Source organism: Amycolatopsis sp. EV170708-02-1 (assembly GCF_022479115.1).
Lineage (GTDB): Bacteria > Actinomycetota > Actinomycetes > Mycobacteriales > Pseudonocardiaceae > Amycolatopsis.
The window spans coordinates 5,382,011-5,401,814 of record NZ_CP092497.1 but is presented as its reverse complement, the minus strand read 5'-3'; the positions used below and the strand labels follow the sequence as shown (position 1 = coordinate 5,401,814).

Sequence of the window (19,804 nt, the reverse complement as noted above, 5' to 3'; positions counted from 1 at the left end):
CCGGGGTGTGTTCAGCAGTGGGATTCGGCGGTGGTCTTGAGGTCCTTCAGCCAGGCTTCGAGGCCCCAGCCGAGGAATCTGGTCGCGGTGGGCACGTCGGCCTCCACCTGGGCGCCGGACCAGTTCTCCTCGGTGCGGACGAGCACACCGCCGTTGACCTCGGTGAAGGTCCAGACGTGGATCCCGTTGTCGATGCCGAGGCCCTCGCCGACCGCGGGCCCGCTCCAGCGGAGACATGCGCCGCGCTGGATCTGATGGACGGTCGAGGTGATCGACAGCGTGGTGGCGGGGGTCGTGGCGGTGGGCGGCGCCGGGGTGGTCCAGCGGAACCGGGAGTTCTTCCGGAGCGGGCCGTGGTCCAGGCGTTCGTTGCTCAGCACCGGCTCCTGCCACGACGGCCAGCGTTCGACGTCGGTCTGAAGTCGCCAGATCTTGGGCAGCGGTGCCTTGATCAGGGCCTCGGTCCGATAGTGGATCGGAGCCTTCGTGTCGATGGTCTTGCCTTGGCAGGAAAGCGGGGACGCGGTCGTGGCGGCGTGTGCGGGTGCCACGGCACCGCCCAGCAGGCCGATCGCGAGCGGAAGCGCGAGCGCGGCGGTGCGGTAGAGCGACTTCATCAGAACTCCTTGTTAGTGGCGATTGCGATAGTTAGAAGCTATAACCAATGGCGTGAGTGTCAATAGGGAAAGTGATAGCCTCTAACTGGCTGGAAGGAGGTGGCCGGTGGAGACCTCGCGCGAGCGTTACCGAGCCCAGGTGCGCGCCGAGATCAAGCGGCACGCGTGGGAGCAGCTGGCCACGACGGGCGTGTCCGCGTTGTCCCTCAACGCGATCGCCAAACACGTCGGCATGAGCGGCCCCGCGCTGTATCGGTACTTCCCCAGCCGCGACGACCTGATCACGGACCTCATCCGCGACGCGTACCGGAGTCTCGCCGACGCCGTCCAGTCGTCGGCCAGTGTGGCCGAAGTCGCCGACGCGATCAGGACATGGGCGCTGGCGGATCCGCAGCGATACCTGTTCGTCTACGGAACGCCCATCCCCGGCTACCGCGCGCCCGGCGACACCACGGAGATCTCGAACGAGATCATGGCCGTGCTGCTCCGGGTGCACGCTGCGGAGCCGGACGACGGGCGCTTGACGGCGTTCGACGCTCATCTCGAGGAGCATCGAGAGTGGGCGGGCGGGCTGCCGGTGTCGTCCGCGGTCCTCCGTCGCGCCGTGACCTTCTGGACCCGCGTTCACGGCGTCCTGTCGCTCGAGCTCGCCGGGCACTTCGCCGGCATGGGGTTCGACCCGGCCCTCCTGTTCGCCGCCGAGGTCGACGACCTGCCCGGGTGATCGCGCTCGCCGGTTCGTGATCGGGCCGCGAGTTGGCGTGCTCAAAGGCGCGACACGCGTGCTTGGAGGCGCGACACGCGTGATCAGACGGACGACACGCGTGTCCAGGCGGACGACTCGCGGCGGGACCCGGCCGCGAGCGTGTCGTCCATCCGGTCACGTGTGTCGTCCGTCTGGTCACGTGTGTCGTCCGTTCCGGCCCTGCGCACCCGCCGGGCGGCTCCCCGGCACGTGTCGCGAAAGCCACTTTCGGGACATCCAACGTCGCGAAAGTGGCTTTCGCGACATGTACTCGGGCAGCGCGGCGGCGACCAGCGTCCATAAAGGACGGTTCCCGGTCAGTGGGGCATCGTCGACCGCTTTCGGCGCTGTGCGGTGGTTTTCGCGTTCGCTGTGCTAGCTTCCGGGAATGCGCGGAGGATCCAGGATTCGTACGCTCGCGGTGCTCTCGTCGATGCTCCTGGCTTCGCTGATCGGCCCCGGTGTCGTCGCGAACGCGTCCGGCGGGCACGGCTGCGAATGCGCCACCCCGTCGATCGACCGTTTGCAGCACTGGCTCGCCTCCGGTGAGGGCACCACGCTGCCGCCGACCGGCAGCCTGCTCGTTCGCGAACATGGCGGTTACGCCGCCAAGGTGACCTTCCTCAACGCCGAATGGCACGTGGTCGTCGTCTGGCTGGGAAATCAGTTCGAAGCACAGGCCGATCTGTCGAAATCCGCCGGCTTCTGGATGACGTACAGCGCGACCGACGACCTCTACGTCCAGCTTCGTCCCGCCTCGCACTGGAGCGGCGGGGACAAGTGGCTCACGAAGGTGCCGTCGACCGGCGGCAAAATGGTGAAGAAGTTCTTCAGCTTCAAACCCGCCGCCTGGACGACGCTGCCCGAGCTGGGCACGCCCGGCTACTCCTTCGCGTCGGCGCTCGCCGAGGCGCGAGGCCTGGTCTTCGTCGGCAAGACGCCGAACAAGCTCGACTTCCGCGGCCTCTCGATCGACCGCTACCGGCCGCCCTGTCTCTGAACGTTCCTCGGTCTTTCACCTGTCCGGAGGGACGGCCATCGCGCACCGTGCCCGTTTTGTCCTGTACGGTGAACTTTCAGCCGCCTTTCGCACGACCGATCCGAGGAGTACCCCTGATGAGCCTGTTCGACTCGCTGAAGGAAAAGGCCGCCGAACTGCTGGGCGGCGCGGGCGACAAGGTCAGCGAACTGACCGGCGTCGACCTTTCCGGCGCCGCCGACCAGGTCACCCAGGCGACCGGCGGGCTGGCCGAAACCGGTCAGGGTCTCGCCGAGAGCGCGACCACGGCCGGCCAGGACGCCGTCGACTCGGCCACCGCGGCCGGGCAGGGCGTCGTCGACTCCACCGGTGCGCTCGGTGACGCCGCCACCGGGCTGGCAGGCGACGTGATCGATCCGAACGCCCGGGGCTGACCCGCCCCCGGACTCCCCGGTATCCCGCGGATACCGGGGAGTTCGTCATTTCCGGGCGCTGAGATCAGCGATACTCCCGGCCCTGGGGAGCCAGGACGACGGCGCGGGGAGCGAGGAGCCCTCGCGCTGAGATCTGGGGAAGGTCCGGGCAGACAGCCCCGCTTGCTCCGGCGGGACGATATCCGGTTTTCGGTATGACGATCTTCGCTCTTCCTTATCCCGCAAGGGAATTCTCGCCGGCAGGGTGGATGGGGAAACGTCCTGTGCGGGGTCTACGCGCTCATCGCGCTCGCCGCCCTGATCCGCGACCGCCGCCACATCCTGCCGGCCCTGGCCGCCCCGTTCCGCCGGGTGCCCGTCCGGGAAAATGAGGTCCGCACGAATACCGTTCCCCGCTATTCTGATCGAAACTGACTGATCTGCGGGGGAGCGGACAATGGTCGGAATCTGGATAGCGCTGGGGATACTCCTGATGGTGATCGGCATCGCCGTCGTCACCGATCTGCGTGATCGAGGGCGGGGCGGGACGCGCAAGATCATGCTGCCGGGGTGGGCCTCACGGCGCGCCGACTACACGGAGAACGACCTCGTCCACGGGCGCTGGACGGAAAAGGCGCCGCGTGAGCAGGACGAAGAACTCCAGCGCCGGTACAAATCGGGCGACGAATAAGGGGATCACGCGGCTGGCCTGGCCCAGCGCCAGGCGGCGTGCAGTGCGGTGATCAGTGCCTCGTCGTCGGCGAAGGTGGGTTCTTCCCCGACCGGTATCCAAGTGCGGTCGACGATTTCACCCTCGTCGCGCCGGACCACCGAGATCCCGGGATAGGACAAGGCCGCGTGGCCGTCGTCGTCGGCCACGCGGAGGGGCTCCCAGTGCAGCTGGACAACGCGATCAGCGCTCATTGACCACAACTTTCCGTACTCGCGTATCGGGTAAGTCGTCTGTCGAGGCTCGCACGTTTCACCCTTGCCTTGTGATCTGCGCCCTTCGCACTGCGGATTCCCGCGCCGGATTCGATTCTTTTCGTGAATTCCGCGGAGGGGAAGCCGTCGCATCAAGGCGGTGACCCCGATCACAAATCGGCTCCACGATCGTGAGAACATGAGGGCCAAGCTGCCGGATCCCGGAGGGTGAATGCTCCGCAGAATGCGTCGCTGGCTCGAATTGCTCAGTCTCGGCGGGTTGGCGGTGGCCGGCTTCGCCGTCGGAATCGCGGAACAGCTCGGCCTTCTCGACAAAGTCGCGCCGAAAGGCGTCACCACCCTGACCCTGATCATGGTCAGCGGTGTGGTCGTGGTGCTGCTCATCGAGCTGACGCCGTTGCGCGCGCTGGAGGACATCCGCGATCGCCTCGCCGGTCTCGACATCGACACCATCGCCGCGAGTCTCCGCCGTTCGCACTACGGCGGTGTGGTCGAAGTGCACAAACGCTTTCCGGACGACGAGTTCGCGGCACACGTCGCGAAGGCCAAACAGGTGACGATTCTGAACACCTGGATCCCCAACCTGCAACGCCTGGAAAAGGAACTCGAAGCCGCGATCGTGGAACGGCGCGCCGAGGTGCGGATCATGTTGCTGCACCCGAACTCGATGCTGGTGGGGCTGCGGGAAGCGGCGCTGGGCCGCAGCGATGGCGCGGGCAACCCCTTCGTGAGCACGGGGATCGCGGAGTGCCTGGAGATCCTCTCCCGGCTGCACCGGCGGCTGGCGAGACGCCAGGGCAACCTGAAGGTGCGGGTGTTCAACTCGCAGGCCTCGGTTTCGGTGTACCGGGCCGACGGGCGCTACCTGGTCAGCATGTTCCTGCACGGCCAGCTGGCGGTCAATTCGCCGCAGTTCCAGATCGAGGGCACGCACGACACCGTGCTCGGCGAACAGATCCAGCGCGAGCTCGACACGTTGTGGGACATCGGCCGCGACGTCGACCTCGCCGACTGGAACCGAAGCATCGACATGATCCGTTTCTGAGCAAGAGGTGTAGTGATGCGCGAGCTCGACGAGTTCGAAGACGGTTTGATCGAGCGGTTCAGGAACCACCCGGCGCTGCGGGGCGTCACCGATCTCCCGGAGGAGGACCTCCGGGCCGTCCTGGTGCAGCGCCGGTTCCTGTCACTGGCCTTCACCATGGCCTACGACCTGGCGATCGACCTGCTCACCGACGAGCAGTCCAAACGGATCGCCCGCGTCATCGTCCGCGAGGAGTATCCGGACAACAATTCGCCCGGCAGCACACCTTCGCACCGCGAGGACCTGATGGCGGACATCCTCGCCTTGGGCGTCCCTCGCGAAGTGCTCGTGCGGTCACGGAGGTCCTTGGCCACCTCGGCCTGCCTCGACACCACCATGGAGCTGATCGCCTCGGCGGGCGACTCGAAGCACGCCGACGTCGAGCTGCTGACGATCCTGCGGTTCTGGGGCGAGGTGCTGGTGTCGGTCGAATACGGCGAACTCTGGCGCCGGATCGGCCCGGTGCTCGGCGCCAAGTCCGTCTTCTACTACCCGCATCACGTGCACGACGCGAAGTCGCGCCCGCTCGCCGCCGCGTCCCCGCTGTCGCTGACGCATTCCGACCAGCTCGGGCTGCGGCTCGTGCAGCTGATCGACTCCGGCGAGGCGCGGGAGCGGTTCCGGGAGACCGAGGAGGCGGTCGTCGCGATCAAGACGGCCTTCTACGACCAGTTCCTGCCCGCCTCGTGAGTGGTGAGGACGGTTCTAACCGTCCTCACCACTCACGAGTCACTCGGCAACGAGACCGGCGAACCGGCCCAGCGTCTCCTCGCGCCCCAGCGCCTGGGTGATCGAGTGCAGGTCCGGGCTCCGGGTCGAGCCCGTGATCGCGATCCGGATGATCTGCGAAGCCTCGCGGATGGAACCCGGGAAGCCTTCGGGGTTCTTCTTGAACTCCTTGGCGTTCTTCGCGAAGCCGTGCTTCGCCGCCACATCGCGGATCTGCTGGAACCACTCCTGGCCGTCGTCGAGCTGCCGGTAGTTCTCGACGAAGTCCCGCGCCACGGCCTGGACGACGGCGCGGTCGACGCCGAGGGCGGTGATCCGCTCGTCGTCGGGGCTCGCGACGGCCGCGTGCAGCTGCGGGAAGAAGAAGCCGTAGACGGCGCGGAACTCGCTCCACTTCTTCAGGTCCTTGCGCGGGTTCTCGGCGCCGTCACGCTCGACGGCGAGCGCGCGGAGCGCGAGGTCCGGCTCGGCGTCGAGGACGGTCCGCAGCTCGGGGTCGAACCGCTCCGCCCAGCCCCGGACCTCTTCGAGGATCTCGGCGCCGGACAGCGTGGCGATGTGGTCGGCCGAGATGTCGTCGAGTTTGACCAGGTCGACCAGCGGGCCGGCGACCCCGCATTCGTCGAGGTTGATCGGCTCGGCCAAGGCCTGGTCGAGGGGCATCTCGGCGAGACGGCCGTTGGCGAGGCCGCGCAGGTAGTACAGGACGGCCTTGGTGGGGTAGCCGGACTCGATGTAGAAGTCGACGCTCGCTTCCGGGTCCTTGCGCTTCGACAGCTTGCGCTTGCTACCGCCCTCCTGCTTCATCAGCGGCGCGATGTGCGCGTACGTGATCGGCTCGAAGCCGAGCGCGTCGAACAGCTGCTGGTGCACCGGCACCGACGAGATCCACTCGTCGCCGCGGATCACCAGGTTGACCCGCATGAGGTGATCGTCGACGGCGTGCGCGAAGTGGTAGGTCGGCAGCCGGGGGCTCTGATCGGAGCTCTTGAGGATGACGACGTCGTTGCGGTTGGCCTCGGCCTCCAGCGGGCCGCGGATGGCGTCGGTGAACCGGGCGCGGGCGCCGGTGTCGTCCGGCGCGCGGAACCGCACGACGTACGGATCCCCGGCGTCGAGCTTCGCCTGCACGTCGGCGGGGTCGGCGTCGCGCCAGATGGCCCACGAGCCGTAGTAGCCGGTCGGCAGCTTCGTCGCCTGCTGCCGGGCGGTGATCGCCGCCAGCTCGTCCTTCGTGGCGAAGTCGAGGTACGCGCGGCCGGTGCGGAGCAGGTGGCGGACGTAGGTCAGGTAGATCTGCTCGCGCTCGGACTGCTGGTACGGGCCGTAGTCGCCGCCGCGGTGGATGTCCTCGTCGGCGGCGAGGCCGAAGTAGGCGAACCCGCGCTCGAACTGCTCGATGGCGCCTTCGACCTCGCGCGAGCGGTCGGTGTCCTCGACCCGGACGAGGTAGCGGCCGCCGCTGCGGCGGGCGACGTCCTGGTCGATGGTGGCGACGTAGACCCCGCCGATGTGGACGAACCCGGTCGGCGACGGGCCGAACCGGGTGACCAGGGCGCCCTCGGGGAGCTCGCGGGCGGGGTAACGCTGTTCCCAGTGCTCGGGCTCGGGCAGGTCGGCGGGGAAGAGGGCGTCGATGACTGCTCGGTCCAGCATGGCGGTTCAGATCTCCCGGCGTCGTGGTGCATGGCGGTTTTCGCCACCGAAGAGCCTAACCGTCCAGCCTCCCGGGCTGGTGAGGGTGGGTCCCGAAGCCGGATCGAGACGTGCTTTTCCGTCGGTGGTCCCCGGTAAAATGGGCCTTGCCGGACATTCGGGGAGGAAATCGGTGACCACCGATAGCTCGCTTCGTGAAGAACCCCAGCTCACCATCCGACCAAAACCCTCGGCGTTCTTTCTGCGCCGTCGTTTTCTCCGCACTTTCGGGCCCGCCCTGGCCCTGGCCGTGGCCGGCCTGATCGCCCTGCTCGTGAGCGGCACGATCGTGGTGCCGTTCCAGCAGACGCTCGTCCTGCGCGGCAAGATGGGCTCCAAATCGGATCTCTTCGAAGACCCGAAGATCCAGGAAATCCTGATGCGCCACCACATCCGCGTCCACGTGACCAGGGCGGGCTCGCGGGACGTCGCCACCCACGACCTCAGCCGGTACGACTTCGTGTTCATGTCGGGCGAGCCCGCCGCGGGTCTCGTCCGCCGGTCGAGGGCCAACGAGTGGACGGGCACCGCGCGGCAGCCGTTCACCAGCCCGATCGTCCTCGCCACGTATCGCCGCTACGCGGAAACGCTGGCGAGCAAGGACATCGCCACGAAACCGCGGGGAGAGCAGGTGCCGCTGTACTACACGCTGGACACCGAGAAGTTCATCGAGACCCTGCGAAAGGGGCAGACCTGGGACTCGCTCGGCATCAGCCGCTTCGGCGCGGGGAACGGGAACCGGGTGCTCGCCCAGACCTCGAACATCTGCGACTCCAACTCGGGCGCGACGTACCTGATCCTGCTGGCGTTCCTGGAGAACGGCCGCCAGGTCCCGGTCGTCGACCCGCGCCCGGCGGGCGCTCCCGCCGGGCCGCCGAACCTCTCGGCCGCGAAAGAGCTGGCCAACCGGATCAAACCGCTCGTGGCGGCCCAAGGCTTCCCGTCTTCGGATCTGTCGGAGTCCTACGCGAATCTCGCCGAGGGCGACAAGCCGATCGTCGTCATCTACGAGCACCAGTACCTCGCCATGCAGCTGCGGGCCAAGGCGCAGAGCGGCCGGCCGGACCACGATCGGGTCCTGCTGTACCCGAAGGACGACATCCTGACGAAACCCCAGTTCCTGGCGCTGAAACCGGAAGCGGAACGGCTCGGGGAGCTGATCACCTTCGATCCGGAGCTGCAGCGCCGCGCGATGGAGCTCGGCTTCGGCGTCGCGACCCCCGCGGGCAGCACGAAAAGCGCGCGGCTGTACGACTTCCTGCGCGAACAGGGGCTGCCGGCCCCGGAGATCGCGGCCGACGACAGCACCACGCCGTTGCCGGACAACCCGGTGCTGGAAGAGATGATCAAGACGGTCGGGGACTGCCCGTGAAGCGGCTCCTCGCGGTCCTGTGCTGTCTGCTCCTGGTGGCCGCCTGTACGAGCGGCGGGCAGAAGGTGAAACTACGCGTGCTGGCCAGTTCGGAGCTGGCCGATCTCGGGCCCATTCTCGAAGACCTTCGCGCGGAAACGGGAATCGAACTGGAAATGGATTTCCGGGGAACCATCGACGCCGCCGCCTCCCTCACCCCGGGAAAGGCCACGCACGATCTCGCCTGGCTTTCCACCGACCGGTATTTCCAGCTCAAGCACCGGCAGTCGGGGGACAAGGGGGAACGGCCGCTCGCGACCAAGACCATGGTGTCGCCGGTCATCGTCGGGATCACCCCGGCGAAGGCGGCGGAGCTGCGCCGCGGCAAACCGGACGGGAAGCTCTCGTGGGCGGATCTGGCGGACGCGGCGGCGGGCGGTGGCTTCCGGTTCGCGATGGCGGATCCGGCCAAGTCGACCAGCGGGCTCACCTCCCTCGTCGGGGTGGCGACGGCCGCCGCGGGCACGGGCGCGGCGCTGCGTCTCCCGGACGTGAAATGCGACAAGCTGCAGGGCTTCCGCACCGGGCACACGCTGACGGCGGACACCTCGGCCGCCGTGGCCGATCGGTTCGCCGAGCGCCAGGACGTGGACGCGATCATCGGCTACGAGTCCACCTTGCTCTCCCTGAACGCGAGCGGCAGGCTCAAGACCCCGTTGGACCTGGTGTACCCGCGCGACGGCATCGTCCAGTCCGACTATCCGGTCCTGCTGCTCGACCCGGCCAAGCGGGAGGCGTACGACCAGGTCGTGTCCTGGCTCAGAAGCCCGGCCACGCAGAAGAAGCTGATGGAGCGGACCCTGCGCCGTCCGATCACCGGCGAGGTGGGGCTCGATCCGCGGCTGCCGTCCTCGATCGGGAACTCGCTGTACTTCCCGGACGAACAGGCCGTCGTGGACAAACTCCTCGACGACTACGCGGCCTCTTCCTCCCGCGCGCCGGGCCGCGTGATCTTCGTGCTGGACTTCTCCGGTTCGATGAAGGGGCCTCGCATCGCCGCGCTCCGGGCGACCTTCGCCGGGCTGAGCGGCGGTCCGGGCGGAGGGTTCGACCGCTTCTACCGCGGCGAGCGGCTCACGGTCCTCCGGTTCGGCGGGAAGATACTGGGGGACAAGGAGTTCACCATCGGCGGACCCGGTGATCTCGACGCGCTGCGGGCCTTCATCGCGGCCGACGAGTTCGACGGCAGCACCGCGGTCTGGGCCGCGCTCGGCGAGGCGTACGCGAAGGCGAGCGCCCATCGTGGCGCCGAGCCCGGCAGAGGCGTCTCGATCGTGCTGATGACCGACGGGGAGAGCAACACCGGCCCCGGTATCGAAGAATTCCTGCGCGCGCCAAGGGATCCGGGCGTGCACACGTACACCATCCGGTTCGGCGAGGCGAACCCCGCCGAACTGGAGCGCGCGGCCGTGGCCACCGGTGGCCGGATGGTCGACGCGAACACGACATCCCTGCTCGACGCCTTCAAGGAGATCCGTGGCTGCCGATAATCTGTGGTGGGACGTCTGGGGATGGTGGCTCGCGGTCTGGGTGCTGACCGTGGCCGCCTTCCTCGTCGCGATCGTCGTTTTCGTGAAACACTGGCGCCGCGCGCGCTCCGACGGCGATCAGGGCATGATCCGGGGTATCGGCTTCTACCTGCACACGAAATCCGTGATGGGCCTCTACCAGCTGCATCGCTACAACGAGGCGCTGGAACAGGAGGTCGAGAAACGGACGAGCCGGGGCTGGCGGTTCTGGGGTTCGGGCGGATTCGGTCCGCTGAAAGGGGAATCGGAGCGCACCGACACCGACGAGGAGTTCCGGCGGTACATCCGCAAGGCCGAGCCGATCACCGTGATCGGCATCGTGACGAAGGTGCTGGAGAAGCACCACGACATCATCTACGTCGATCTGACGAAGCAGGAACTGGTCCACAACCGGGCACTGGTGAAGGAACTCGGCTGGGCCGACGGTCCCGAGAGCACCCGGCAGGTCAAGACGCGGCTGCGCGGTGTCGAGGCGTTCATCTCCGTGAAGGGTCTGTTCCGTAAACGCTCCCAGACCGACACCGAGACGGTTTTCGTGGCGCCGTACGGGAATCCGGACGATCCGGAGCGCAGCAGGCGGATCCGGTTCACCTGTGTGACCAGCGATCTGCGGGATTCCGCGCCCGCCGGCGCGTTCCGGGCCCGATGCCTCGGCAAGGTCGAGGACTGGGACCCCGAAACCGGGGAACTCGTCGTCCATCCCATCGCCATCTTCAAATAGCCGGCTGCTCCACTCGCGTCGTCCGGTTGACACGAGTGGAGCAGTCGAAAGCCACACGTCGCCCGTGTCGCTTCGCACTGTCGGCACCGGGGCCCGAACCTGCACGATTTCGGTATCCAACACCGCAGGTTCGAGGGAGATCTTCCATGAAGACCACCGTTTCCGACGATATCCGCACCTTCTTCGCCGACTCCGCCATCGATGTCACCGCGGCCGGGCAGGCCGAGGTCGAACTCGTGATCGACCACTTCGATCACTGGAAGAACGCGTCAAGCGGAGGCGCCTTCGGCTGCTTCACCGGTGCCTGCTGCCTCATGGCCTGAGTGGTCGGCGCAGAAGCAGCCGACGCCCTTCGCGATCCAGTCCCGGCCTTCCCATTCGGGGTGGCGTTCGATCATCAGCGCTTCGACCTCCGCGGCGATGGTCTCTTCGGGAAGCGACGAATCGCGCCGCTTCCAGGTCTCGTCGCGCAGCAGTTCGAGGTATTCGCGGACGTCGGTCAGGATCCGGCGTCCGGAGACGTCGCCGTGACCAGGGACGACGAGGTCCGGTCCGGCGGCGGCCAGCCGTCCCAGCACTTCGATCCAGCGCCGTCCCGAGACATCGGTGTCGTACGGCGGGAACCACGGGAAGATCGAGAACTGCCCGGTCTCGACCAGATCCCCGGTGAACAGCACACCCGCGTCGGGCACGGTCACCACCTGATCGCCCTTGCTGTGCGCGCGTCCCGTGGCCGCCAAGCGCACGACCCGCCCGCCGAGGTCGAGGTCGTACGCGTCGTCGTAGACCACGTCGGGGGTGGCGAGGCCGACCCCCTCCAGCGCCCGTGCGACCGGGGTGCCGAGGCCGCGGAACATCTCGAGATAGCCCGGTCCTTTGTGGACGAGGTCCGCGGCCTGGGCGCTGTTGACGAGGTAGGTCGCCTCGCCCGCGAAGACCTGCGCGCCGAACGCGTGCTCGGGTGGAAGTGCGTCGTGGTCAGGTACAGCCTGCGGCCGCGGGCGTGTTCGGCCGCGAAGGCGAGCACCTTCCCGGCGTTGCGAGGACCGAGCCCCGTGTCGACGACGAGCACCGAATGCGAGCCGCCGATGACGCCGATGTTGGGGACGAGCTCGACGCCGAGATTCGGGATCACCACGAGGTCGCGGGCGATCTCCCGGGCCTGGGCGGGGTCGACGGCGGGTTCGTGGGTGAGGGGTTCGAAGGGCATGGCCCCACTTTCGCGCCGGTCTCCGGGCGCCGTCCAAGACCGATCTCCACGTCCCGATACCTGATGGGTATCATCGCAGGTGATGGAGCTTCGTCTGTTGCGTTACTTCGTGGCCGTCGCCGAGGAGCGCCACTTCGGCCGGGCCGCCGCGCGGCTGCACATGACCCAGCCGCCGCTGAGCCGGGCGATCCGGCAGCTGGAGAACGATCTGGGCGTCGTCCTGCTGCTGCGGTCGGCCGCCGGCGTCGAGCCCACCGCCGCCGGAACCACCCTGTACGCCGAGGCCCGCACCCTGCTGGACCAGGCCGAACGCGCTCGCGCACGGGTGGTGGAGGCGGCGGGCCCCGCGACACTCACCGTCGGCACCTTGGCCGACGGAGCGGGGGAGGCGAGCACCCGCCTGGCCGCGGCGTTCCGGCGAAGGCACCCCGAGGTCTCGATCCGTTTCCGTGAGGCGGATTTCACCGATCCCACCACCGGCCTGCGCGCCGGGCTGGCCGACGTCGCGCTGACCCGGGCGCCCTTCGACGAAACCGGAATCACCGTGCGGGTGCTGCGTTCGGATCCGGTCGGGCTGGTGCTGCGCACCGGCGATCCGCTCGCCTGCCGTGCGACGCTCCGGCTGGCCGACGTAGCCGATCGGCCGTGGTTCCAGCTGCCGGAGGGAACGGATCCACGGTGGCGCGAGTACTGGAACGGGGCGACCCCCGTCGGCGAGCGGGCGGCCGGGCCGGTGGTGCGCACGGTCGGCGAATGCCTGCAGGCCGTCCTGTGGAACGGCTCGGCAGGTATCGCGCCGCTCGGGCACGCCCTGCCCGACGGGCTCACCTGGGTGCCGCTGGCCGACATGCCCCCGAGCCCGCTGGTCGTCGCGTGGGTGACCGAGCGGGAGAACCCGCTGATCCGCTCGTTCGCGCGGATCGCCGTGGAAGCGCACTTGTAAGTGCGTACTTCCCTCCGGAGAGCGGCTCCCCGAAAGTGAGTACGGCTTCGCTCACCGTCCACAAGGGAGACCACGTCATGTCAAGACCCGCTGCCAGGTCCCGGATCCAGGTCGGCCGGACCACCGTCACCTACCTGCCCGACGGCCACGCCTGGCTCAACCCCGCCGTTTTCCTGCCGTCGAGTGTCCCGTCCGGCTGGGCGGCCCACGACGCGTTCCTCGACGAACGCGGCTGGTTCCCGGTCAGCATCGGCTCCTTCCTGATCCGCGTCGGAGACCGGGCGATCCTGGTGGACCTGGGGCTGGGCGCGGTCGACTTCGCCCTGCCCGGTGCAGCCGAGTTCCACGGTGGCGGCCTGCTCGACGCCCTGGCCGAGGAGGGCCTGACACCCGGAGACGTCGACACCGTGATCTACACGCATCTGCACCACGACCACGTCGGCTGGACGACGAACGTCCCGCCCGCACCGGACGGCCCTGGCGGACCGGTGACCGGCCTGACCTTCCCGGCGGCACGGCATCTCGTCAGCGAGGCCGAATGGGCACACTGGTCCGGCACGAACGACCCGGTCGGCCCGGATCCGCTCGCCGTGCAGCGGCCGCTGGCCGAGGTGATCGGTTTCTTCGGTGACGGTGACCTCGTCGCGCCAGGGGTGCGGATACTCGCCACGCCGGGGCATACGCCCGGCCACAGCAGCCTGGTGGTCACCGATCCGGACGAAGCGGATCCCCGCCGCGTCGTCGTGCTCGGCGACGTCATGCACTGCCAGGTGCAGATCACCGAAAGCCACTGGACGTTCGCGTTCGACGTCGACCCGGCGGAGGGCGTCGCCACCCGCGAGCAGCTGCTGAAGGAGATCGAGGACGACCGGACGATCCTCGCGGGCGGGCATTTCGCCGGGCAGGTGTTCGGCCGCGTCCTGCCGCCGGCGATGCGCCGGATCTGGGCCGCCGGATAACGTCGAAGCATGCCGGAGCCATCCCGCCGCCGTCCCCGTCCGGGCACACCGGGCCAGGTGCTGGCCTGGTTGCCGGACGGGCGCCCCGCCGACGTGTACAGCGCGCCGTGTCCCTCACGACAGGTCCTGGATCGCATCGCGGACAAATGGACCGCGCTGATCGTCGGCTGCCTTTCCACCGGGACCAAGCGCTACAGCGAACTGCGCGCCGCGATCGACGGTGTCAGCGAGAAGATGCTCACCCAGACCCTGCGCGGGCTCGAACGCGACGGTCTGGTCACGCGCACCGTGCATCCGACGGTGCCGCCGAAGGTCGAGTACACGTTGACCGAGCTCGGCGGCACTCTCACGGCGCCGCTGGCGGTGATCCGGGACTGGGCCGAATCCCATATCAACGAGATCAACGACGCCAGGACGCGATACGACGGCGGGGTGTAGAAACACCGCCTCCGGGGCATTCACCGGCATGCCTGACTCATCCTCGGAACCCGACGACGCGACGATCGACGCCGTCGGGAAGCTGATCTTCGCCGTCGAAACGGTCGAACAGGCGCGTGGCCACCTGTACGCCTTCCATCACCTCACGGGAACCGCCGACTTCGCGCTCGGCGAGGCCGCCGAAGCCCTCCGGAAGGCAGGGCACGCCGAGTGGTCGGAGCGGATCCAGACCGAACTGGTCGGGCTCAACGTGCTCCCGGAGCGGTGGACCTTCCAGCTGATCGAGGAGTACGACGACGGCTACTACGCGGCCTATCGCCGGATGGCGCGCGACGTCACCGGTGACCTGACCGGCGGGCGGCGGCACCTGCACGAAGAACGGATCAAGCGACGTCGGCGTACCGAGGGGCGGCCGGGACACGAGATGGGGCGGCCGAGCGGCTGAACGTCAGAAGACCGACCAGCCGGTCAGGGTGGTGAACCGGTCCAGCGCCGCGACACCCGCGACGGAGTTGCCGCGCGGGTCCAGGCCGGGGCTCCAGACGCAGATCGCGCACCGGCCGGGGACGATCGCGACGATGCCGCCGCCGACCCCGCTCTTGCCGGGAAGCCCGACGCGGTAGGCGAATTCGCCCGCCGCGTCGTAAGTGCCGCAGGTCAGCATCACGGCGTTGACCCGCTTGGCCGCGCTCTGCTCCAGCAGCCGGGTGCCGTCGTTGCGCACGCCGTGGCGGGCGAGGAACACCGCCGCCCGCGCGACGTCGCCGCAGTTCATCGCGATCGAGCATTGGCGCACGTACTGGTCGAGGACGGCGGGCACCGGATGACGCATGTTCCGGTACGACGCCATGAAATACGCGAGCGCGCGGTTGCGGTCGGCGTGCCCGGCCTCGGACGCGGCGACCTCGGCGTCGATCCCGATGGCCGCGCGCCCGCTTTCCTCCCGGAGGAACCGGAGCAGCGTTTCCGCCGCGTCGCCGTGGTGCGCCAATTCGTCGGTCACCACGAGGGCACCGGCGTTGATGAAGGGATTGCGGGGTATTCCGTCCTCGTTCTCCAGCTGGACCAGCGAGTTGAACGGGTTTCCGGACGGCTCGCGGCCCACCCGTTCCCACACCCCGTCGCCGTGGGAGAGCGCGAGCGCCAAGGTGAAGACCTTCGACATGCTCTGGATGGAGAACGGCACTTCCCAGTCGCCGACGCCGTGCACCCCACCGTCCACTTCGGCCACCGCCATGCCGAACCGCCCGGGTTCGACCCTGGCCAGTGCGGGGATGTAGTCCGCGACGGAGCCGCGGCCGATCTCCGGCGCGACGTCGTCGGCGATCCGGTCCAGCAGCGCTGCGAGGTCCACGGCCGTAGCGTAGAAGCGCTCCTTCGCGCGCGACGATCGGGGTTCGCGGGTGAATTTGTCAAATCGAAAAGGGAAATTCCCGTAAAACCGCCGGAGTGACGTCCCGCACACCTTAAGTCTTCCTTAGCAAGGTTGGTGACGTGCCGCACACGCTCTAGCGTCTGGCAACCATGGATTCCTCGCTGCTCACCGAAAAAGGTGAAAGCTACTCAAAAGCACTGGGCAACCGCCAAGTGCAGATGATCGCCATCGGCGGCGCGATCGGCGTCGGGCTGTTCCTCGGTGCCGGTGGCAAGCTCCAGCAGGTCGGGCCGTCGCTGGTCCTGTCATACGCGCTCTGCGGCATCGCCGCGTACTTCGTGATGCGCGCCCTCGGTGAGCTCGTGCTGCACGAGCCGTCCTCCGGCAGTTTCGTCACCTACGCCCGCAAGTTCATCGGGCCGTGGGCGGGTTTCGCCTCCGGCTGGATGTACTGGGTGAACTGGGCGATGACCGGTATCGCCGAGATCACCGCGGTGGCGATCTACGTGCACAAATGGCTCCCCGACGTGCCGCAGTGGATCACCGCGCTGGTCGCGCTCGGCGTGCTGATCGTGGTGAACCTGCTTTCGGTGAAACTCTTCGGCGAGCTGGAATTCTGGTTCTCGGTGGTCAAGGTGCTGGCCATCGTCGTCTTCCTGGTCACCGCGGCCGGGCTGGTGCTCACCAGCGCCGACATCGGCGGCACCACGGCGGGCGTGCACAACCTGACCGCCCACAACGGCTTCTTCCCGGCCGGTGTCGGCATCGCACTGATGACGCTGCAGGCCGTCATCTTCGCGTACTCGGCGATCGAGGTCGTCGGCATCGCGGCCGGCGAGACCAAGGACGCCCGCAAGGTGCTGCCGAAGGCGATCAACGGTGTGGTCTGGCGGATCGGCGTGTTCTACGTGGGATCCGTGCTGCTGCTGGCGATGCTGCTGCCGTGGCCGTTCTACAACGGCGGCGAGAGCCCGTTCGTCACGGTGTTCAGCCGCCTCGGGATCCCGGGTATCGGCGACGTGATGAACGCGGTCGTGCTCACCGCCGCGTTGTCGAGCTGCAACTCCGGGCTCTATTCGACCGGCCGCATCCTGCGGGCGCTCGCCGACAAGGGCGAGGCGCCGAAGTTCGTCGGCCGGATGAGCAGCCGTCACGTGCCCTATGGCGGCATCCTGTTCACTTCCGGCGCCTACGTGCTGGGCGTGGTGCTCAATTACCTGGTGCCGAAGGACGCTTTCGACATCGCGATCGCCATCGCCTCGCTCGGCGTGATCACCACCTGGGCGACGCTGATCTTCTGCCAGCTGCGGCTGCGCCAGGCGGCGCTGCGCGGGGAGCTCGAACGGCCGTCCTACCGGATGCCGTGGGCGCCCTACAGCGGCTGGGCGACGCTGGGCTTCCTCGCGCTGGTGGTCGTCCTGATGGGCTTCTCCGACGGTGCCGAGAAGATCGCTTTCTATTCGATCCCGGTGCTGGTCGTGGTGCTGGCGGTCGGCTGGCGGATCGTCGGGAAACGGCAACGGCAAGAGGTGCGCTGACGCCGGTCTTGGGCCTCGTGAGTGGTGAGGACGGTTAGAACCGTCCTCACCACTCACGAGACGTGGCGCCCTGCGAAACGCGGTGGTTCAGCTGGAGGTCGGGAAGTTGAACCCCGCCGCGGAATGCGGCCACCGCGTCGTGACCACCTTCGCCCGCGTGTAGAACCGCACGCCCGCCGGGCCGTGGATCGGGCTGTCCCCGATGAGGGAGTCCTTCCACCCGCCGAAGGAGTAGTACGACATCGGCACCGGGATGGGCACGTTCACCCCGATCATCCCGACCTTCACCTCCCGCTGGAATCGCCGCGCCGCCTCGCCGCTGCCGGTGAAGACCGCGGTCCCGTTGCCGTACGGGTTCGCGTTGATCAGCGCGATCGCGTCGTCCAGTGTGGACACCCGGACGATCCCGAGCACCGGGCCGAAGATCTCGTCCCGGTAGGCGGCCATCCCGGTGGTCACATGGTCCAAAAGGGACGGTCCGACGAAGAAGCCCTCTTCGTGCCCGGCGACTCGCAGGTCCCGGCCGTCGACGACCACGGTCGCGCCCTCTTTCGCGCCGAGTGCCACGGAGTCGATCACCCGCTGCCGCGCGGCCTCGGTGACCACCGGGCCCATGTCGTTGCCCGCGTCGTGGCCGGGGCCCACCTTGATCTCGGCGGCCTTGCGTTCGAGGATCTCGATCAGCCCGTCACCGGCCGATCCCACGGCGACACCGATGGAGATCGCCATGCAACGCTGCCCGGCGGAGCCGAACGCGGCCGCCGTGAGATGGTTCGCGGCGTACTCCAGATCGGCGTCGGGCAGGACGACGGCGTGGTTCTTGGCCCCGCCCAGCGCCTGCACGCGTTTGCCGGTGGCCGTCGCGCGTTCGTGGACGTACTTGGCGATCGGGGTCGACCCGACGAACGACACGGCGGAGATCCCGGGATGCTCCAGGATCGCGTCGACCGCGACCTTGTCCCCGTTGACCACGTTGAACACGCCGTCCGGAAGCCCAGCCTCGGCGTACAGCTCGGCGACCAGCCGCGACGCCGACGGGACGCGTTCGCTCGGTTTGAGGACGAAGGTGTTGCCCGCCGCGATGGCGATCGGGTGCATCCACAGCGGCACCATGATCGGGAAGTTGAACGGCGTAATGCCGGCGACGACCCCGAGCGGCTGCCGGAAGTCGTGCACGTCCACGTCCCGCGAGACCTGGTCGGAGAAGCCGCCTTTCAGTGCGTCGGCGATCCCGCAGGCGTACTCGACGATCTCGCGGCCGCGGACGATCTCGCCGCGCGCGTCGTCGATCACCTTGCCGTGCTCGGCGGAGATGATCCGGGCGAGCTCGTCCTCGTGCCGCACCAGCAGCTCGCGGAAGGCGAACATCACCTTCGTCCGTTGCGACAGCGACGAATCGCCCCACGTCTCGAACGCCTTGGCCGCGGCGGCCACCGCGGTGTCCACATCGGACGATTCCGCGAGGAGCACCTCCGCCCGCGCCTGTCCCACGGCCGGGTCGTACACCGGGGCCGTGCGGGTGGAGCCCGCCGTGGTCGCGGCACCGTTGATCCAGTGGTCGATGGTCTTCACGCGTTGTCCTCCACAGGTGTTCACAGCAGTCCGACGGCCGTGTCGACGGCCTTGGCGACGTCGCCGTCGTGCGGGTAGAGCAGGGACCGGCCGACCACGAGGCCCTGCACGGTCGGCAGCGCGAGCGCCCGCTGCCAGGCGGCGAAGGCGGCGTCGGGGTCCTTGACCTCGCCACCCAGCAGGACGGCGGGCAGGGTCGAGGCGGCCAGCACGCGCTCCATGTCCTTCACCACCGGAAGCTTCAGCCAGGTGTAGGCGGACGTGCGGCCGAGGGCGGACGCGATGGTGATCGAGCGGATCACGGCGTCGGGGGAGAGGTCGTTGCGCAGCCGCCCGTCGACCCAGTCCGAGAGGAACGGCTCGACCATCGTGATCAGCTTGCGGTCGGCGAGGTCGTTGACCGCTTTCGCGGTGTTCTCGAGAACGCTCGGCGTCGCCGGGTCGGTCAGGCAGATCCTCGTGAGCGTCTTGCCACCGTCGAAGCGCATCCGCTCGATCGTTTCGGCGTCGTAGCAGGCGAACCGGTCGTCGATCTCGAAACTCGACCCCGCCAGTCCGGTACGGTTCATCGAGCCGATGACGGTCTTGCCGTCGAGCGCGCCGAGCAGCAGCAGGTCGTCGATGATGTCCGGCGTCGCCAGCACGCCGGTGACGCCTGGCCGTTCCAGCGCCAGGCCGAGGCGGTCGAGGAGTTCGCCGCGGTCGGCCATGGCGAGCGGGTCGGAGCCGACACCGTTGGCGCCGCGGGCCGGATGGTCCGCGGCGATGATCATCGTGCGGCCCTTGTCGTTGAACGGTGACTTGGCCCGGACGCGGGTGGCCGCGGCCACCGCGACGGCCCCCGGATCCCGCACTCGCGCGGCGACTATCCGGCGCACTGTGTCCGACACGTTCGTACCTC

General features: G+C 68.4%; 21 protein-coding genes and 1 pseudogene. 15 read left to right on the top strand and 7 right to left on the bottom strand.

Translation table 11 applies throughout. The annotated features are described in order from the left end of the window. Positions 1-11: 11 nt before the first annotated feature. Positions 12-617 carry an SRPBCC family protein gene (locus tag MJQ72_RS24540; protein WP_240593338.1) on the bottom strand — a complete coding sequence of 202 codons (606 nt, stop codon included), beginning with the start codon at positions 615-617 and terminating at the stop codon, positions 12-14. 106 nt (positions 618-723) lie between these two features. Between MJQ72_RS24540 and MJQ72_RS24535 the strand changes: the two genes are divergently transcribed. The 4 genes from MJQ72_RS24535 to MJQ72_RS24520 all read left to right on the top strand — a co-directional run bounded on the left by MJQ72_RS24535 (position 724) and on the right by MJQ72_RS24520 (position 3,445). Further along, positions 724-1,341, top strand: coding sequence for a TetR/AcrR family transcriptional regulator (locus MJQ72_RS24535; protein ID WP_240593337.1), 618 nt, complete (start codon positions 724-726; stop codon positions 1,339-1,341). Positions 1,342-1,783: 442 nt separating this feature from the next. Further along, complete coding sequence (locus tag MJQ72_RS24530; RefSeq protein ID WP_240601412.1) at positions 1,784-2,362, top strand: hypothetical protein; 579 nt, start codon at positions 1,784-1,786, stop codon at positions 2,360-2,362. Between the two features lie 116 nt (positions 2,363-2,478). After that, a complete protein-coding gene (locus MJQ72_RS24525) occupies positions 2,479-2,775 on the top strand; it encodes a hypothetical protein (RefSeq protein ID WP_016335539.1) in 297 nt (98 codons plus the stop codon). A 436-nt stretch (positions 2,776-3,211) separates the two neighbouring features. After that, on the top strand, positions 3,212-3,445 hold the full coding sequence (locus tag MJQ72_RS24520; protein WP_240593335.1) for a hypothetical protein: 234 nt from the start codon (positions 3,212-3,214) through the stop codon (positions 3,443-3,445). A gap of 5 nt (positions 3,446-3,450) precedes the next feature. Here the strand turns inward: MJQ72_RS24520 and MJQ72_RS24515 are convergent, their stop codons facing one another. Beyond that, complete coding sequence (locus MJQ72_RS24515; RefSeq protein ID WP_240593333.1) at positions 3,451-3,678, bottom strand: hypothetical protein; 228 nt, start codon at positions 3,676-3,678, stop codon at positions 3,451-3,453. A 232-nt stretch (positions 3,679-3,910) separates the two neighbouring features. Here MJQ72_RS24515 and MJQ72_RS24510 point away from each other — a divergent pair, with 232 nt between their 5' ends. Together MJQ72_RS24510 and MJQ72_RS24505 are read left to right on the top strand one after the other, a co-directional pair. Beyond that, entirely contained in the window at positions 3,911-4,744 is an 834-nt protein-coding gene (locus MJQ72_RS24510) for a hypothetical protein (RefSeq protein ID WP_240593332.1), read from the top strand. A gap of 15 nt (positions 4,745-4,759) precedes the next feature. After that, positions 4,760-5,473, top strand: a complete 714-nt coding sequence (locus tag MJQ72_RS24505) for a hypothetical protein (RefSeq protein WP_240593330.1) — start codon at positions 4,760-4,762, stop codon at positions 5,471-5,473. A 39-nt stretch (positions 5,474-5,512) separates the two neighbouring features. Here MJQ72_RS24505 and MJQ72_RS24500 read toward each other — a convergent pair whose 3' ends face one another. Then, positions 5,513-7,168 (bottom strand): glutamate--tRNA ligase, encoded by a 1,656-nt coding sequence (locus MJQ72_RS24500; protein WP_240593328.1) that lies wholly within the window; start codon positions 7,166-7,168, stop codon positions 5,513-5,515. Positions 7,169-7,340: 172 nt separating this feature from the next. Here MJQ72_RS24500 and MJQ72_RS24495 point away from each other — a divergent pair, with 172 nt between their 5' ends. From MJQ72_RS24495 to MJQ72_RS24480, 4 genes are all read left to right on the top strand, one after another. Then, positions 7,341-8,579 carry a hypothetical protein gene (locus tag MJQ72_RS24495; RefSeq protein ID WP_240593311.1) on the top strand — a complete coding sequence of 413 codons (1,239 nt, stop codon included), beginning with the start codon at positions 7,341-7,343 and terminating at the stop codon, positions 8,577-8,579. Continuing rightward, positions 8,576-10,108 carry a substrate-binding domain-containing protein gene (locus tag MJQ72_RS24490; RefSeq protein ID WP_240593309.1) on the top strand — a complete coding sequence of 511 codons (1,533 nt, stop codon included), beginning with the start codon at positions 8,576-8,578 and terminating at the stop codon, positions 10,106-10,108. The genes MJQ72_RS24495 and MJQ72_RS24490 overlap by 4 nt, the downstream gene beginning before the upstream one ends. Beyond that, positions 10,095-10,868, top strand: a complete 774-nt coding sequence (locus tag MJQ72_RS24485; protein WP_240593308.1) for a hypothetical protein — start codon at positions 10,095-10,097, stop codon at positions 10,866-10,868. The genes MJQ72_RS24490 and MJQ72_RS24485 overlap by 14 nt, the downstream gene beginning before the upstream one ends. Before the next feature lie 146 nt (positions 10,869-11,014). Further along, the gene (locus tag MJQ72_RS24480) at positions 11,015-11,191 is read left to right on the top strand and encodes a hypothetical protein (RefSeq protein WP_240593306.1); all 177 of its coding nucleotides are present in this window, start codon (positions 11,015-11,017) and stop codon (positions 11,189-11,191) included. Here the strand turns inward: MJQ72_RS24480 and MJQ72_RS24475 are convergent. Then, positions 11,138-12,078 (bottom strand): annotated as a pseudogene (locus MJQ72_RS24475) (MBL fold metallo-hydrolase). The gene MJQ72_RS24480 and the pseudogene MJQ72_RS24475 sit on opposite strands and share 54 nt — an antisense overlap. 82 nt (positions 12,079-12,160) lie before the next feature. On the opposite strand from MJQ72_RS24475, the gene MJQ72_RS24470 reads away from it, so the two are divergent. The 4 genes from MJQ72_RS24470 to MJQ72_RS24455 all read left to right on the top strand — a co-directional run bounded on the left by MJQ72_RS24470 (position 12,161) and on the right by MJQ72_RS24455 (position 14,863). After that, positions 12,161-13,021 (top strand): LysR substrate-binding domain-containing protein, encoded by an 861-nt coding sequence (locus tag MJQ72_RS24470; protein ID WP_240593304.1) that lies wholly within the window; start codon positions 12,161-12,163, stop codon positions 13,019-13,021. 77 nt (positions 13,022-13,098) lie between these two features. Continuing rightward, the gene (locus tag MJQ72_RS24465) at positions 13,099-13,980 is read left to right on the top strand and encodes an MBL fold metallo-hydrolase (RefSeq protein ID WP_240593302.1); all 882 of its coding nucleotides are present in this window, start codon (positions 13,099-13,101) and stop codon (positions 13,978-13,980) included. Between the two features lie 9 nt (positions 13,981-13,989). Then, on the top strand, positions 13,990-14,418 hold the full coding sequence (locus MJQ72_RS24460) for a helix-turn-helix domain-containing protein (RefSeq protein ID WP_240593301.1): 429 nt from the start codon (positions 13,990-13,992) through the stop codon (positions 14,416-14,418). Positions 14,419-14,446: 28 nt separating this feature from the next. Further along, positions 14,447-14,863 (top strand): hypothetical protein, encoded by a 417-nt coding sequence (locus MJQ72_RS24455; RefSeq protein ID WP_240593299.1) that lies wholly within the window; start codon positions 14,447-14,449, stop codon positions 14,861-14,863. A gap of 3 nt (positions 14,864-14,866) precedes the next feature. Here the strand turns inward: MJQ72_RS24455 and MJQ72_RS24450 are convergent, their stop codons facing one another. Beyond that, entirely contained in the window at positions 14,867-15,772 is a 906-nt protein-coding gene (locus MJQ72_RS24450) for a glutaminase (RefSeq protein ID WP_240593294.1), read from the bottom strand. A gap of 170 nt (positions 15,773-15,942) precedes the next feature. Between MJQ72_RS24450 and MJQ72_RS24445 the strand changes: the two genes are divergently transcribed. Next, positions 15,943-17,331: an amino acid permease gene (locus MJQ72_RS24445; protein WP_240593292.1), complete on the top strand. Its 1,389-nt coding sequence runs from the start codon at positions 15,943-15,945 to the stop codon at positions 17,329-17,331. Positions 17,332-17,418: 87 nt separating this feature from the next. Here the strand turns inward: MJQ72_RS24445 and MJQ72_RS24440 are convergent, their stop codons facing one another. Together MJQ72_RS24440 and MJQ72_RS24435 are read right to left on the bottom strand one after the other, a co-directional pair. Then, entirely contained in the window at positions 17,419-18,903 is a 1,485-nt protein-coding gene (locus MJQ72_RS24440; protein ID WP_240593291.1) for a CoA-acylating methylmalonate-semialdehyde dehydrogenase, read from the bottom strand. A gap of 20 nt (positions 18,904-18,923) precedes the next feature. Next, entirely contained in the window at positions 18,924-19,793 is an 870-nt protein-coding gene (locus MJQ72_RS24435; RefSeq protein WP_240593289.1) for an aldolase, read from the bottom strand. Positions 19,794-19,804: the final 11 nt, after the last annotated feature.